11 protein-coding genes and 1 pseudogene are annotated in these 14,260 nt (G+C 67.7%); 7 read left to right on the top strand and 5 right to left on the bottom strand.

Annotation, left to right across the window (positions count from 1 at the left end):
• Positions 1-111: 111 nt before the first annotated feature.
• Positions 112-969, bottom strand: coding sequence for a type IV pili methyl-accepting chemotaxis transducer N-terminal domain-containing protein (locus AC07PA_RS29695; RefSeq protein WP_494609610.1), 858 nt, complete (start codon positions 967-969; stop codon positions 112-114).
• 68 nt (positions 970-1,037) lie between these two features.
• Positions 1,038-2,249: pseudogene (locus AC07PA_RS29690) on the bottom strand (NAD(P)/FAD-dependent oxidoreductase); the annotation flags it as partial.
• Between the two features lie 373 nt (positions 2,250-2,622).
• On the opposite strand from AC07PA_RS29690, the gene AC07PA_RS29685 reads away from it, so the two are divergent.
• Positions 2,623-4,380, top strand: a complete 1,758-nt coding sequence (locus AC07PA_RS29685; RefSeq protein WP_494609611.1) for a bifunctional protein-serine/threonine kinase/phosphatase — start codon at positions 2,623-2,625, stop codon at positions 4,378-4,380.
• Between the two features lie 165 nt (positions 4,381-4,545).
• Here AC07PA_RS29685 and AC07PA_RS29680 read toward each other — a convergent pair whose 3' ends face one another.
• Positions 4,546-5,760, bottom strand: coding sequence for an MFS transporter (locus AC07PA_RS29680; protein WP_494609612.1), 1,215 nt, complete (start codon positions 5,758-5,760; stop codon positions 4,546-4,548).
• A 554-nt stretch (positions 5,761-6,314) separates the two neighbouring features.
• Between AC07PA_RS29680 and AC07PA_RS29675 the strand changes: the two genes are divergently transcribed.
• Complete coding sequence (locus AC07PA_RS29675) at positions 6,315-7,964, top strand: methyl-accepting chemotaxis protein (protein WP_145695416.1); 1,650 nt, start codon at positions 6,315-6,317, stop codon at positions 7,962-7,964.
• Between the two features lie 385 nt (positions 7,965-8,349).
• Here the strand turns inward: AC07PA_RS29675 and AC07PA_RS29670 are convergent, their stop codons facing one another.
• Positions 8,350-8,502 carry a hypothetical protein gene (locus AC07PA_RS29670; protein ID WP_494609613.1) on the bottom strand — a complete coding sequence of 51 codons (153 nt, stop codon included), beginning with the start codon at positions 8,500-8,502 and terminating at the stop codon, positions 8,350-8,352.
• Here AC07PA_RS29670 and AC07PA_RS29665 point away from each other — a divergent pair.
• Positions 8,501-9,448, top strand: a complete 948-nt coding sequence (locus AC07PA_RS29665; protein ID WP_494609614.1) for a DUF6279 family lipoprotein — start codon at positions 8,501-8,503, stop codon at positions 9,446-9,448. The genes AC07PA_RS29670 and AC07PA_RS29665 overlap by 2 nt on opposite strands.
• 133 nt (positions 9,449-9,581) lie before the next feature.
• On the opposite strand, the gene gntR is transcribed toward AC07PA_RS29665, so the two are convergent.
• A complete protein-coding gene (gene gntR, locus AC07PA_RS29660) occupies positions 9,582-10,607 on the bottom strand; it encodes an HTH-type transcriptional regulator GntR (RefSeq protein WP_007855914.1) in 1,026 nt (341 codons plus the stop codon).
• Positions 10,608-10,811: 204 nt separating this feature from the next.
• On the opposite strand from gntR, the gene AC07PA_RS29655 reads away from it, so the two are divergent.
• From AC07PA_RS29655 to AC07PA_RS29640, 4 genes are read left to right on the top strand one after another with little or no spacing between them, the layout of a single operon-like run.
• The gene (locus AC07PA_RS29655; RefSeq protein ID WP_494609659.1) at positions 10,812-11,306 is read left to right on the top strand and encodes a gluconokinase; all 495 of its coding nucleotides are present in this window, start codon (positions 10,812-10,814) and stop codon (positions 11,304-11,306) included.
• Positions 11,303-11,836: a TRAP transporter small permease gene (locus AC07PA_RS29650; protein WP_494609615.1), complete on the top strand. Its 534-nt coding sequence runs from the start codon at positions 11,303-11,305 to the stop codon at positions 11,834-11,836. Before AC07PA_RS29655 ends, AC07PA_RS29650 begins: the two co-directional genes overlap by 4 nt.
• Before the next feature lie 5 nt (positions 11,837-11,841).
• A complete protein-coding gene (locus tag AC07PA_RS29645; RefSeq protein ID WP_007855909.1) occupies positions 11,842-13,137 on the top strand; it encodes a TRAP transporter large permease in 1,296 nt (431 codons plus the stop codon).
• A 59-nt stretch (positions 13,138-13,196) separates the two neighbouring features.
• Complete coding sequence (locus AC07PA_RS29640; protein ID WP_494609616.1) at positions 13,197-14,210, top strand: TRAP transporter substrate-binding protein; 1,014 nt, start codon at positions 13,197-13,199, stop codon at positions 14,208-14,210.
• The last annotated feature ends 50 nt before the right edge of the window (positions 14,211-14,260 follow it).

The raw sequence follows: 14,260 nt of genomic DNA, 5'->3' as shown, positions 1-14,260 counted from the left end.
TTTCTTTGCCTTCTTTCTTTTGGCGACGCAAAAGAAAGAAGGTGCGCCGCCGGGCGCACATCCCGGCCTCCGCCCTCGGCAAAGCAAATGAAGCAACCAGGCACAGCGACCTCAACCTGCCAGAGCCGCATAAAGCCCCGTCACCCGATCCATGCTCGACAGCAAATTCTCACTCGCCACAAACACCTCCGACACCTGCCGCGCCGTGCTGCCAGCCACCCCACCCGCCTGCATCCGCTGCAAGGCCGCATCAAAGAACACCCACTGCCCGTCGGCCAGCAGCAACTCCTGCCGGATCCGGTCATTCGCCTCAGGCGCCTTGCGCAGCACCTCGGTCGCTGCGACGAACTCCGTGCGCGCCTTGGCAATCTCGGCTGCGGCCACAGCCGCATCCACCGGCAGCTGCGCGGCCAGGTAGAACTTGGCCATGCGCTGGCTCAGCATGCGCTGGCGGCCGGCCACGTTGACCAGGTGGCCCACGGGCTTGCCCGAGGCCGACTCGTACTGCACCGTGCCCTGGTGGGCCAGGGCCAGCACCTTGGCGTCGGCCTGCAGCATCGCGGTGGCGCCGGCCAGGGCGGGCGTGCCGCCGAGCAGCGTGGCCTTGTGCGTGGCCCAGGCGGCGTCGAGCTGGCCGTAGGTATCGCGGATGCCGGCATTGGGCGCGTACGACTTGAGCTCGGCGAGCTGGCGCTCGAACAGGGCCACGGACTGCTCCAGCACCTGGCGCGCGGCCGGCTCCTGCACCTTGTGGGCCAGGGCCAGCCAGGCCTTGCCCATGCGCTGGCTCAGCATGCGCTGGCGTCCGGCCTTGTTGATGGCATCGTTGAGGTTGGCCACCTGGGCGTGGGCCGGCCGGGCCGCCACCAGGGCCAGGGTGCCGGCCACGGTGGCGGCGCCTGCGGCGGCACCGGCCTTCAGCAGCAAGGCCCTGCGCTGCAGGGCGGGCGACAAGGTCGTGGTGGTCATGGGCGTGTCCTTTCTGGTGGTCATGGCTGCTGCTGCTGAAACAGGTTCATTCATTCGGTGGCGGCCGGGCCGAACATCAGCTGGTCGCGGATCTCGTCCACCGTGCGGCCTTCGCGCAGCAGCTCGAAGTACCAGCTGCCGTCCACCGTGTCGCCGTAGAGGCAGGCGCCCACGAGCTTGTCGTCCTTGATCACGAGCTTCTTGTACGAGCCGGTCACCGGGTCGCTCATGACGATCTCCTCGGTGCCCTCGCCACCCTGGAAATCGCCGGCGCTGAACAGGTCGATGCCCGTCACCTTGAGCTTGGTGGAGGTGAGCGAGCCCTGATAGCGGTCGATGCCCATCTCGGCCAGGTGGTTGGCCAGCACCTTGCCCTGCTCGAACAGCGGGGCCACCAGGCCGTAGGCGATGCCGCGGTGCGCGGCGCACTCGCCCACGGCGTAGATGCGTGCGTCGGTGATGGTCTGCAGCGTGTCGCTGACCACGATGCCCCGGTTCACATGCAGGCGCATCTTCTCGGCCAGCGCCGTGTTCGGGCGGATGCCCACGGCCATCACCACCAGGTCGGCCGGCACTTCGCTGCCGTCCTTGAACTTCACGGCGGTCACGCGGCCCGCGGGGCCGCCCACCAGTTCCGCGGTCTGGGCGTTGAGCAGGAACTGCATGCCGCGCTCCTGCAGCGACTGCTGCAGCATGCCGCCCGCCACCTCGTCGAGCTGGCGCTCCATGAGCGTGTTACCCACATGCACCACGCTCACCTGCATGCCGCGCTTGACGAGGCCGTTGGCCACCTCCAGCCCCAGCAGGCCTCCGCCGATGACCACCGCATGCCGGTAGGTGGCCGCGGCGGCGATCATGGCCTCGGTGTCGGCGATGTCGCGGTAGGCGAGCACGCCCTCGAGGTCCTTGCCCGGCACGGGCAGGATGAAGGGGTTGGAGCCCGTGGCCAGGATCAGGCGGTCGTACTCGGTGCTGATGGTCTCGCCGGTCGCGCTGGTGGCATGCACCACGCGGCGCACGCGGTCCACGTCCGTCACGGTGAAGCCGGTGTGCAGCGTGATCTGGTGGTCTTCGTACCAGGACCAGTCGTTGAGGATGATCTCGTCGATGGTCTGCTCGCCCGCCAGCACGGGCGACAGCAGGATGCGGTTGTAGTTGGGGTGTGGCTCGGCACCGAACACCGTGATGTCGTAGAGGTCCGGGGCGATCTTGAGCAGCTCTTCCAGGGTGCGCACGCCGGCCATGCCATTGCCCACCATCACCAGCCTGGATTTTTTCATCGCAGCCCCCCACAGCACTTGTCGAAACACAAAACAAAAAAGGCGCCCACACCATGCTGCATCGAGAAAATCGCTCGACACCGCATGTGGGGACGCCTTCGTCCTTGCCGGCCGGGGTGCGCCATTGCACCGGGGGCCCGCGGGGCCCTTGCGGGCCGTGCTGTCGAATAAGCAATGCGTGTGCCAACGCGGCGCCCCGATCCGGGGCACGCCTGCCGGTGGGCGCGTTCGTGGGGGCGGCCCCAGGGCGGTGCCCGTTGCACCATGCTGCACCGCACCATAATGGGGATGGAAAGCGGTATCGCCTTGCGGGAGTGCATGGGCAGGCCTGGTTTGCACCAGCTTGGGCATGAAAGATGCTTGCCCGTGGTGCATGAGCTTTGAACTGGATTTCGGCTGCGTTTCGCAGGCCGGCCGCAAGGACGGCAACGAGGATTTCGCCGCCCTGGTCGAGGGCCGTGGGCGTGACCATGCGCGCGGCGCGATCGCGGCCCTGGCCGATGGCGTGAGCGCCGGGGGCAATGGGCGCGAAGCGGCGCAGACCACGGTGCGCACGCTGCTGTCCGACTACTTCGCCACGCCCGAGACCTGGGACACCACGGTGGCCCTGGACCGCATCCTCTGCGCCCACAACGCCTGGCTGGCGGCCATGAACCGGCGGCGCCAGCCCGCCGTGGGCCTGACCACGCTCACGGCCCTGGTGCTGCGCGGCCAGTCCTTCACCGTGGCCCACGTGGGCGATACGCGCGCCTACCTGCTGCGCGACGGGCGGCTGCAGCAGCTCACGGCCGACCACGTGATCGCGCAGCGCGACCTGGCCCACCAGCTCACGCGCGCCCTGGGGCTCGACGACCATGTGGTGGTGGACTACAGCCAGGGGGAGCTGCAGACCGGTGACCTATTTTTGCTGCTGTCCGACGGCGTGCATGGCAGCCTGCCCGAGCGTGAACTGCGCAGCCTGATGCGCCAGGGCCCGGCGCCGCAGGCGCTGTGCGAAGAACTGGTGCGCACCGCCTTGCGCCGGGGCAGCAGCGACAACGTGACCGCGATGGCGGTGCAGGTGCGCGGCGTGCTCGAGGCCACCTTGCAGGACGAGTCGCGGCGCGCGCAGGAACTGCCGGTGCTGCCCCTGCTCAAGGTGGGCGACGCGGTCGATGGCCTGGTGGTCACGGCGCTGGTGGCCGACAGCGGCATCCACCGCATCTACCAGGTGCGCGACCCCGGCACCCAGCGCCTGTACGCCCTCAAGACCCTGAACCCGCAGCGTGCCCACGATGCCGAGGAGCGCGCCACGCTGGCACACGAGGCCTGGGTGGCGCGGCGCATGCAGTCGGGCAGCGCTGCGGCCCACCTGGCCTGCCTGAACGACTGGCCTGCCGCATCCTCGGGTGCCAGCAGCAGCTTCTTTTACCTGCTCTACGACTGGCACCGCGGCGAAACCCTGGGCCAGCAGCTGCGCCGGCGCCAGCCCTTTGGCGTGGCGCGCACGGTGGGCGTGGTCACCCAGGCCGTGCGCGTGCTGGGCCTGCTGCACCGCCAGGGCGTGGTGCACCGTGACATCAAGCCCGACAACCTGCACCTGGGGGACGATGGCGTGCTGCGCGTACTCGACCTGGGCGTGGCGCTGAGCGGCCGTGAACCCGAGGCCACGCGCCAGCTGCATGCCGGCACGCCGAGCTACATGAATCCCGAGCAATGGCCCGGCTACGAGCGCGCTGCCGACGGCGAGACGGGGCAGTTGCCCGATGCCGGCAGCGATCTGTTCGCGCTGGGGGTGACCCTGTACCAGTTGCTCAGCCACGGCCGCCTGCCCTATGGCGAGGTGGTGCCCTACCAGATCGGGCGCTACCACCGCGATCCCGTGGCCCCCAGCCGCCACAACCCCGAGGTGCCGATCTGGCTGGACCAGATTGCCTTGAAGGCCGTGGCGCGCCAGCGCGCCCAGCGCTTCGAGACGGCCGAGGAACTGCTGCTGGCGCTGGAGCGGGGCGCCTCGCGGCCCCTGCATGCACACGCACCGCTGGCACCGCTGATGCAACGCGATGCCACGGCGATCTGGAAGATCGCGCTGGCGGTGAGCGTGCTGGTGAATCTGCTGCTGGTGTATTGGGTGTTGTTCTTGCCGAGGTAGGGGGCAAGCCTTGGCAGGTCGGGCGGCCTACGCGCACGACCGCCCTTTTAGCTGCAGCGAGGGCAACGCTGCGCGTTGGTTGGCTCGCGCCAACTCAGGCGCTGCGCGCCACCTCTCTTTCGCTGGAAATGGGGCAAGCGCTGACGCGCTTACCGGCTACGCCGGTCACGCGCTGCGCGCGCGGCCCCCTTTCTCTGCCCACGTGCGTGTCCAGCGGATCTGCATCACGCGCAGCAGCACCAGCATGGCCGCGGCGCAGACGGCGATGGAGACGAAGCCCCAGAGGTAGGTGCCGCTGTACTGGCGCGACAGGCCCATGGCATTGGGGATCAGGCCGCCGCCCAGGGCGCCGATCTCGCCGATCATCGAGCCGGCCACGGCGGTGGACAGGGGCCAGCGCAGCGGCACCAGCTGGAACAGTGCGCCGTTGCCCGCGCCCAGTGCGGCAAAGCAGACCAGGAACAGCAGCATGGTGACCGGCAGGGACTTCTCGGCCAGGCCGCACAGCACCAGGCTGACGGTGGTGATGGCCAGCACGCCGGTGAGCGTGTTCACGCCGCCCCACAGGTCCGACAGCCAGCCGCCGAGCACGCGCAGCGCGGCGCCCAGGAAGGCGGCCATCATGGTCAGCTGGCCGGCCTGCACCTTGCTCACGCCGAACTGGTCGTAGAAGTAGGTGGGCATGAAGGCGATGAGGCCGATGAAGCCGCCGAAGGTGACCGCGTAGATCAGGCTGAAGGCCCAGCCGTCCTTCTCGAACAGGCAGGCGATGTGCTCGCGGAAGGAGGCGTGGGGCGCCCGGTCGGGTGGCTCCTTGGCGTAGACGGCCATCACGATGGCGGGCAGGGCCACGCCCACGGCGGCAAAGCCGTAGACCGACTGCCAGCCGAACTTCTGCGCCAGCACCGGGGCCAGCAGGGCGGACACGGCCGTGCCCACATTGCCGGCGCCCACGATGCCCATGGCCAGGCCCTTGTAGCGCGGCGGGAAGGACCCCGAGCCCAGCGACAGCGCCACGCCGAAGCTGGCCCCCGCCACGCCCAGCAGCACGCCCATGGCCAGCAGGTCGTTGTAGTCGTTGACGAACAGGTAGCCGAAGCCCATGGCGATGAAGATGCCGGCCATCTCCACCAGCGTGGCGTTCTTGCGCCCGATGTACTGGGCCAGTATGCCCAGCGGGAAGCGCATCAGCGCGCCTGCGAAGATCGGGATGGACAGCATGATCCCCATCTGCGTGGGGGTGAGTTTCAGGCTCTCGGTGATGAACGGCGCCATCGCACCGTTGATGACCCACACGGCGCACGAAAAGGCGAAGTAGAGGAACGCGGACCACAGCGTGGGGGCGTGGCCGGATTTGAGGAAGTCCCGAAATTGAAGCATGGATGTCTCGCGTGGAATAGGGCGTTGGCAGGCAGGGGCGGCGGGGCCGGCCTGCCCGCAGCGCTGCTCTGTACCGTGGCTTGCTGCGCAAAAATGGAAAAACAAAAAGGCGTCCGCACGGAGTGCGCCGGCCGATGGGCCAACGACTCTCCATGGGGACGCCTGCGTCCTGTGCCCGCCGGATGCGCCTTTGCATCTGGCAACACGAACGGCCAACTTCGGCCGTGCTCCACTTTCCAAGCAAGGCGTGTGCCAAATGTTGGTGCGTCGGGTCTGGCATGCGGGAATCGCCCGCAAGTGGCCGAATTCATTGCGCTGGGCGCTATGAAATTTGAATGCTGTGCAGAGCCTGTGGGCCGCCATGGTGCGCTGCAATGCCTCCCGTGTGCCGGCATGCACCAGGGCCTGCACCAGGCTGGGGATGCCCGCATTGCGCAAATGTTGTTTGCGCGATCGGGACATTCTTCCTAGGATGTTTTTACCGCTGCAGGCCATGCGCCTGGTTCCACGGCCGAAGACAGCGGGGACGAGATGCCATCCTTGGAGGGATTCCCATGCGCGTGAATCTGCCGGTCAGCACCCAAGAGTACGTTTTTCCCAAAGGCGAAACCCTGGTCTCCACGACCGATCTCAAGGGCCGCATCCTCTACTGCAACCCGATGTTCATCGAGGTCAGTGGTTACGAGAGAGAGGAACTCCTAGGCCAGCCCCACAACATGATCCGCCACCCGGAGATGCCCGAGGAGGCCTTTCGCGACATGTGGGAGACCATCGGCAACGGCCACCCGTGGTCGGCTGCGGTCAAGAACCGGCGAAAGGACGGCAGCTTCTACTGGGTGATGGCCAACGTCACGCCGCTGATGCAGGGCGACCATCCCACGGGCTACATGTCGGTGCGCACCGAGGCCACGCGCGAGCAGATCCAGGCGGCCGACCGGCTCTACGCCACCATGCGTGCCGAAAAGGAGCGCGGCAGCCTGGTGCACGTGCTGCGCAACGGGCGCCTGGTCAGGAACACCGCCTGGGGGGCGCTGGCCTCGCGGTTCAAGCTCGGCCCGCTGGGCAAGATGTGCATGTGCCTGCTGGTGCTGGTGCTGGCGGCCTGGGGCGCTGCCGACCTGGGCGGGCATGATTTCTCATTCGGCTCGGGCCTGGCCTGGGTGGGTGTGCTGGCACTGGCCATGGGCATGGCCTGGTACCTGCACAGTGCCACGGTGGCGCCGCTGTTCCAGATGCTGGGCTGGGCCAACCGCATGGCGGCGGGCGACCTCACGCAGAAGATCGAGGTCTCGCGCGACGACACCGTGGGCAACCTGCAGAAGGCGCTGTCGCAGCTCAACGTGAACCTGCTGTCCATCGTGCGCGATGCGCGCCAGGAGAGCGAGCGCATGCAGGTCTCCACGCGCGAGATCGCGCAGGGCAACCAGGACCTTTCCTCGCGCACCGAGACCCAGGCCAGCAACCTGCAGCAGACGGCGGCATCGATGGAGGAGATCACCGGCACCGTCAAGCACACGGCCGAATCGGCGCGCCAGGCCACGGTGCTGGCCACGCAGGCGACTTCGGTGGCCGAGCGCAGCAACCAGGCGGTGGACGGCGTGGCCGAGACCATGAAGCAGATCCAGACCGCCTCGGGCCGCATCGGCGAGATCACGCAGCTCATCGACAGCATCGCCTTCCAGACCAACATCCTGGCGCTCAATGCCGCCGTGGAGGCGGCGCGCGCAGGCGACCAGGGGCGGGGCTTCGCGGTGGTGGCCTCCGAGGTGCGCAGCCTCTCGCACCGCACGCTGTCGGCCGCCAAGGAGATCCGCCAGCTCATCGACGACTCGGCCACCAAGGTGGAAGAGGGCCACCAGAAGACCGACACGGCGCAAAAGACCATGAGCGAATCGCTGGAGCTGGTGCGCCGCGTGAACACGCTGATCGGCGAGATCCACAACGCCTCCAACGAGCAACTCACGGGCATCTCGCAGGTCAATGCCGCCGTGGCCCAGCTCGACACCATCACCCAGCAGAACGCTGCGCTGGTGGAGGAGAACGCGGCCTCGGCCATGGAGCTGCAGGGCCAGGCCCAGTCCGTCACCGAGACGGTGGCGGTGTTCCGCCTCGATGCGTCGGCGCCCGCCCAGGCCCAGGACGCGGTGGCCTTGCGCAAGGCCATGAAGTCGTCGTCTTCGCAAAGGGCGCTCGCCTCGGCTTAAAGCGACGAGAAAAACTGCCGCACCTTTGTCAACTCGCGTGTTGGCCGCCTGAGCTACCGGATATTCCACCAGCGCGGCCTGCATGATCTTTTGCGGGGTCAGTTGGGTTTTTTGGCGGGTAGCCAAGCGCACAGGTTGGGCGATCGGCTCGTCTGGCGGCCCTATTGTGGCGTCCACTCATGTTTGCCCCCTTCCCGTCTTGGGATGCGGGCCGCTTTGGTGTCAGCGCGCGGGCCAGGCGCTGCATTGCGCCTACGGGCTCGGCGCACGCGCTGCGGCAGTTGCAAGATCGGAGACTTGCATTTATGTCAACAACGGCGCAGCACCATGGCCGGGATCGTGCTTCGACCTTGCAAGCCGCCGGAACTCACGCGCGTCAACCTGGTCAGAAAGTAAAGCCACCGGGCTCATCAGCGTAGGTTGTATTTTTTGCCTGCAGCGAGGCGGTGGCATCGAACGCACGTTGCAGCTGGCCGGGTGAATCGGAGGCCATGCGGGTTTCCTGGCCCGCAGCCACCAGGACCATGTGGAGAATCATGCGCGAATCGTTCTGTGTAATGCCATTGCGAATGGGGGCGCGGATAGTCGGCGCAAGCCTGCTGGCACTCGCTCTCGCCGGCTGCACTGTGGTGCGGCTGGCCTACAACCAGGCCCCGAACTGGGCCTCCGTGTGGATCGACAACTACGCCGACCTGGACGACGAGCAGGGCCCCCGCACCCGCGACGCCGTCGGCGCCTGGTTCCGCTGGCACCGCAGCACGCAACTTTCGGAGTATGCAGGGATGTTGGCACGCATGCAGGCGCAGGTGATGGACAACACCACCGGCGCCGCGCTGTGCCGCTGGGAGCCCGAATTTCTCCTGCGGACCGAGGCCGCGCTGGCGCAAGCTGTGGTGCCCGCGACCGAGCTGGTGGTGTCGCTGAGGCCACAGCAACTGCGCCATATCGAGAAGCGCTACGAGCGCAGCAACAAGGAGTTCCGCGACGATTACCTGCAGCCCGACCTGAATGAGCGCCGAGAGGAGCGGCACAAGCGTACCGTCGAGCGGCTTGAAACGCTCTATGGCCGGCTGGACGATGCGCAACGAGAGCGCTTGTCCAAGGCGCTGGCCGCGTCGCCCTACGACGCTGAGGTGTGGCAGCAGGAGCGCCTGGCCCGCCAGCGTGACACGCTGCAAACGCTGCGTTCGCTCACCGGTGACGGTCGCGCCTTGGCGGCGTCGGTCGCCCAGGCGCAGGTCAAGGCCTTGATGGGCAGCTGGCTGCGCTCGCCGCGTCCGGCTTATGCAGCCTATCAGCGCAAGGTGGTGGAGAACAACTGCGCCTGGCTGGCCGAGCTGCACAACAGCACCACACCCGAGCAACGCCGCCATGCTCGCGACAAACTGCGCGGCTGGGAGGCCGACGCCAGAGCGCTGGGGGCTGCAACCAGCGCTGTCTCGGCAGGTCCTGAAACTTCGGCATCGCCTTCCACGAGTCGCTGAATGCGACCAGGCTTGTCGACGCAGTCGTCTCATCCATCTCACGTGTAGAAACTCTGTCCAGGAGGCAGTTGGGCTTGAGGCGTGTCGGCTGCAAAACCGCCGCAGCGGTCCATTTTCACCGTCTTTTGGTCCTTCAGGTGCTCTCGCGCACGGTCAGCTCGAACCCCAGGTTCACCGAGTTGTGCTCGGGCGCCTCGCCGCGCATCAGCGCCAGCAGCATGCGCGCGCTGGCCTCGCCGATGGATGAGCGCGGGGTGCGCACCGTGGTCAGTGTGGGCAGCATCTGGTCGCTGCCCGCCAGATCGTTGAAACCCGCCACCGCCACCTGGGCGGGCACGGCCACCCCCAGGCGCTGCGCGGCCAGCAGGCCGCCCTGGGCCAGGTCGTCGTTGCAAAAGAAGATCGCGTCCACGTCGGGCTGGGTGCGCAGCACCTGCTCGAACAACTCGGCCCCCAGGCGGATGGACGAGGGCTGGGCGCTCAGCAGCTCCAGGCGGGGGTCGTGCAGGCCGGCTTCCTTGAGGCAGCGGCGGTAGCCCTCGGCACGCTGCATGGTGCGCGGATCGAGCTGTGCGGCGACGAAGGCCACGCGGCGGCGGCCGCGTTCCAGCAGGTGGGCGGTGATGTGGTGGCCCGCGTCCTGCTGTGAAAAGCCGACGCAGTACACGCCGGGCGCCGTGGTCATCTCCATCAGGTGCACGCAGGGCACGCCGCTGGCGGCAATCATCTGGCGTGCGGATTCCGTGCGGTCGAAGCCCGTGACCAGCAGGCCCGCCGGGCGGTGCGCGAGGTAGGTGCGCAGCAACTGCTCCTCTTCATCGGGGTCGTAGTGGGTCACGCCGATCAGGGCCTGGTAGCCATGCGGGAACAAGGTGCGGTGCACGGCATCGAGCACGTCCACGAACAGGGCGTTGGACAACAGGGGCACCAGCACCGGCACCTGCACACTGCGCTGCGAGGCCAGGGCGCGGGCCGCGGGATCGGGCACATAGCCCAGCTGCGCGGCGGCGGCCTTCACGCGCTGCACCAGCTCGTCGGCCACGCCGCGCTCGCCACGCAGTGCGCGCGACGCGGTGATGGGGCTCACGCTGGCCGCCTCGGCAACATGGCTGAGCGTCACGCGGCCGCTGGAACGGCGCCGGGGTTCGGATCTGGACAAGGGTTTTCCCTCGGGTGGTTGCGGCCTGATGGATTTAGGATAGCGCTGTCCAGAAGCCGAGGCAAGGCCAGCATGCGCAATAGTGTGGCATTTTCCTCTGTGCTGGCTGAATTTTCCCCTCATCCCGCCGGGATGTTTTTTTGAAATTTGTTGGATAGCGCTACCAATATGAACCGTCCACCGTCACCGGTATTCCTCGTGGTCATGGGCGTGGCCGGCTGCGGCAAGTCCAGCCTGGGCGCCGCCGTGGCACAGGCCCAGGCCCTGCCCCTGATCGAAGGGGACGACCACCACAGTCCCGCCAGCCGCGAGAAGATGCGCCAGGGCATTGCCCTGACCGACGCCGACCGCGAAGGCTGGCTGGCCACGCTGGGCCAGTTGCTGCAGGACCACCCCGAGGGCGCGGTGCTCACCTGCTCGGCCCTCAAGAAGGCCTACCGCGAGCGCCTGCGCACTGCCTGCCCCGGCGTGCGCTTCGCCTTTCTGGAGATCGACCGGGCCCATGCCGGCGAGCGCGTGGCGGCCCGGGTGAACACCCACTTCTTTTCCACCACACTGGTGGACAGCCAGTTCGCCACGCTGGAATCGCCCGTGGGCGAGCCCGGCGTGCTGCGCCTCGATGCGCTGCTGCCCATCGCCACCCTGCAGGACCAGGTCTGTGCCTGGCTTGCCGCCGCCCACCAGGAAACCACCCCATGAGCGCCGACAACTCCCTTCCCGATCCCCAGCCCGGTGGCGATGCTGCCAAGGGCGGTCTTGAACGCACGGCCGAGATGCTGATGGCCGCCTGCCTGGGCGTGATGGCCGTGGCCGTGTTCGTCAACGTGGTGCTGCGCTATGGCTTTGGCAGCGGCGTGGCCGCCAGCGAGGAACTCTCGCGCCTGCTCTTCGTCTGGATGGTGTTCATCGGTGCCGCCGCGGCCTACCCGCGCGGCGAGCACATGGCCTTCACCACGCTGGCCGGCATGCTGGCCAAGCGGCCGCTGGCCTTCGGCCTGCTCACAGCCCTGATCCGCCTGCTGGTGATCGCCGCCTGCGGCATGCTGGCCTGGGGCGCCTGGCAGCAGGTGGTGGTGGGCATGGACAGCCACTCCGTGGTGCTCGGCTACTCGTCGGCGCTGCTGCCGCTGCCGGCCCTGCTGTGCTCGGCCGCCATCGCCGTGATGGCGCTGGTGGAACTGGTTCGCCGCACGCCGCTGGACCTCGGCCACGGCGCGGAACTGGAGTGATGGCCATGGGTGCAGAAGCGCAAGCCTTCCTCGTCTTTTCCGTCGGCATGCTGGCCCTCATGGCCACCGGCATGAACATGGGCCTGGCCCTGGTGCTCACCGGGGCCGGCATGGCCTGGGTGCTCGATTTCTGGGACACGCAGTTGCTGGCCCAGAACCTCGTGGCCGGTGTCGACAGCTTTCCGCTGCTGGCCGTGCCGTTCTTCATCCTCGCGGGCGAGTTGATGAACACCGGCGGCATCAGCCGGCGCATCATCGACATGGCGCAGGCCTGGGTGGGCCACATCCGCGGCGGCCTGGGCTATGTGGCCATCGGCGCAGCGGTGCTGCTGTCGGCCATGTCGGGATCGGCGCTGGCCGATGCCGCGGCCATGTCCTCGATCCTGCTGCCCATGATGCGCAAGAACGGCTACCCGGTGGATTCATCGGCCGGCCTGATCGCCGCGGGCAGCGTGATCGGGCCCATCATCCCGCCGTCCATGGCCTTCGTGATCTACGGCGTGACCACCAACACCTCGATCTCGGCGCTGTTCGTCTCGGGCGTGGTACCCGGGCTCATCATGGGCGCGGGCCTCATCGTCGCCTGGCGCTGGGTGCTGCGCGGCATGGAGCTGCCCCCCGGGCCCGCACCGTTGCCCATGCGCGAGAAGTTGCGTACCACGGGCAAGGCCTTCTGGGCGCTGCTCATGCCGGTGATCATCATTGGCGGCATGAAGTCGGGCATCTTCACGCCCACCGAAGCCGCCGTCGTGGCCGCCTTCTATGCCCTGGTGGTGGCGCTGTTCGTGCACCGCGAGATCCGCGTTGCCGACATCTACGGCGTGCTGGTGCGCGCCGCCAAGACCACGGCCATCGTGATGTTCCTGTGCGCCGGTGCCCAGGTGGCCAGCTACATGATCACGCTGGCCGACCTGCCCAGCGTGCTGACCGGCTGGCTCGGCCCGCTGGTGGAGAACCCGCGCCTCTTGATGACGGTGATGATGGTCGTGCTGGTCCTCATCGGCACGGCGCTGGACCTCACGCCCACCATCCTGATCTTCGCGCCGGTGATGCTGCCCATCGCCGTCAAGGCGGGGATCGATCCGGTCTACTTCGGCCTGATGTTCGTGCTCAACGGCTCCATCGGCCTGGTCACGCCGCCCGTGGGCACCGTGCTCAACGTGGTGGCCGGCGTGGGGCGCATCTCCATGCCCACGGTGATCCGCGGCGTGAACCCGTTCCTCTTGACCTATGTGCTGATCATGGCGCTGCTGGTGGTGTTCCCGCAGATCGTGACGGCCCCTGTGGCCTGGATGCGCTGACCCGGCATCCCACATCCCTTTTCCCCGTGCCTTTCATTCCCTTGCCAATGGAGACAACCATGAAGACTTTCCGCCGTACCCTGCTGGCCGCCCTGTCGGTCGCCGCTGTCGCCGCCTCGTTCCAGGCCGCCGCCCAGGACTTCAAGCCGCGCATCATCCGCTTCGGCTATGGCCTCAACGAGGTGTCCAACCAGGGCCGCGCCACCAAGCTGTTCGCCCAGGAGGTCGAAAAGGCCTCGGGTGGCAAGATGAAGGTGCGCGCCATCGGCGCCGCCGCGCTGGGCTCGGACCTGCAGATGCAGCAGGCGCTGATCGGTGGCGCGCAGGAGATGATGGTCGGCTCCACCGCCACGCTGGTGGGCATCACCAAGGAAATGGCGATCTGGGACACGCCCTTCCTGTTCAACAACGCCAAGGAGGCCGACGTGGTGCTCGACGGCCCCGTGGGCCAGAAGGTGATGGACAAGCTGCAGGAAAAAGGCCTGGTGGGCCTGGTGTACTGGGAGAACGGTTTTCGCAACCTGACCAACAGCAAGCGCCCCGTGGCCAAGCTCGAGGACATGAACGGCATCAAGCTGCGCGTGATGCAGAACAACGTGTTCCTCGACAGCTTCAAGACCCTGGGCGCCAATGCCGTGCCGCTGCCGTTCTCGGAGCTGTTCTCGGCCCTGGAGACCAACACCGTGGACGGCCAGGAGAACCCCTACAACACCATCCTGTCGAGCAAGTTCTACGAGGTGCAGAAGTACCTCACCGTGACGAACCACGTCTACAGCCCCTGGATCGTGCTGGTCAGCAAGAAGTACTGGGATGGCCTCTCGAAGGCCGAGCAGAAGGTGCTGCTCGATGCCGCCAGGAAGAGCCGCGACTTCGAGCGCCAGGACACGCGTGACGAAGCCGCCAAGGCGCTGGCCGACCTCAAGGCCAAGGGCATGCAGGTCAACGAACTGTCGTCCGCCGAAGCCGGCCGCATGCGCGAAAAGCTCGGCGCGGTGAACGCCAGCATCGCCGCCAATGTTGGCGAGGACCTGTGGAAGGAAGTGCAGGGCGCGGTGGCCGCGGCGCGCAAGTAGGCGAGCAGCCCCATGGCAAAAGGCCGGGGTCCCTTGCGGGGCCCCGGCCT

The organism is Acidovorax sp. GW821-FHT09B03 (assembly GCF_059418305.1).
This window is presented reverse-complemented; position numbering and strand designations above follow the sequence as displayed.

Excerpts from the sequence above, each read along its gene's own strand:
- AC07PA_RS29695 (WP_494609610.1), bottom strand. The coding sequence starts at position 969 with ATGACCACCACGACCTTGTCGCCCGCCCTGCAGCGCAGGGCCTTGCTG.
- AC07PA_RS29685 (WP_494609611.1), top strand. The coding sequence starts at position 2,623 with ATGAGCTTTGAACTGGATTTCGGCTGCGTTTCGCAGGCCGGCCGCAAG.
- AC07PA_RS29680 (WP_494609612.1), bottom strand. The coding sequence starts at position 5,760 with ATGCTTCAATTTCGGGACTTCCTCAAATCCGGCCACGCCCCCACGCTG.
- AC07PA_RS29675 (WP_145695416.1), top strand. The coding sequence starts at position 6,315 with ATGCGCGTGAATCTGCCGGTCAGCACCCAAGAGTACGTTTTTCCCAAA.
- AC07PA_RS29665 (WP_494609614.1), top strand. The coding sequence starts at position 8,501 with ATGCGCGAATCGTTCTGTGTAATGCCATTGCGAATGGGGGCGCGGATA.
- AC07PA_RS29670 (WP_494609613.1), bottom strand. The coding sequence starts at position 8,502 with ATGATTCTCCACATGGTCCTGGTGGCTGCGGGCCAGGAAACCCGCATG.
- AC07PA_RS29655 (WP_494609659.1), top strand. The coding sequence starts at position 10,812 with ATGGGCGTGGCCGGCTGCGGCAAGTCCAGCCTGGGCGCCGCCGTGGCA.
- AC07PA_RS29650 (WP_494609615.1), top strand. The coding sequence starts at position 11,303 with ATGAGCGCCGACAACTCCCTTCCCGATCCCCAGCCCGGTGGCGATGCT.
- AC07PA_RS29645 (WP_007855909.1), top strand. The coding sequence starts at position 11,842 with ATGGGTGCAGAAGCGCAAGCCTTCCTCGTCTTTTCCGTCGGCATGCTG.
- AC07PA_RS29640 (WP_494609616.1), top strand. The coding sequence starts at position 13,197 with ATGAAGACTTTCCGCCGTACCCTGCTGGCCGCCCTGTCGGTCGCCGCT.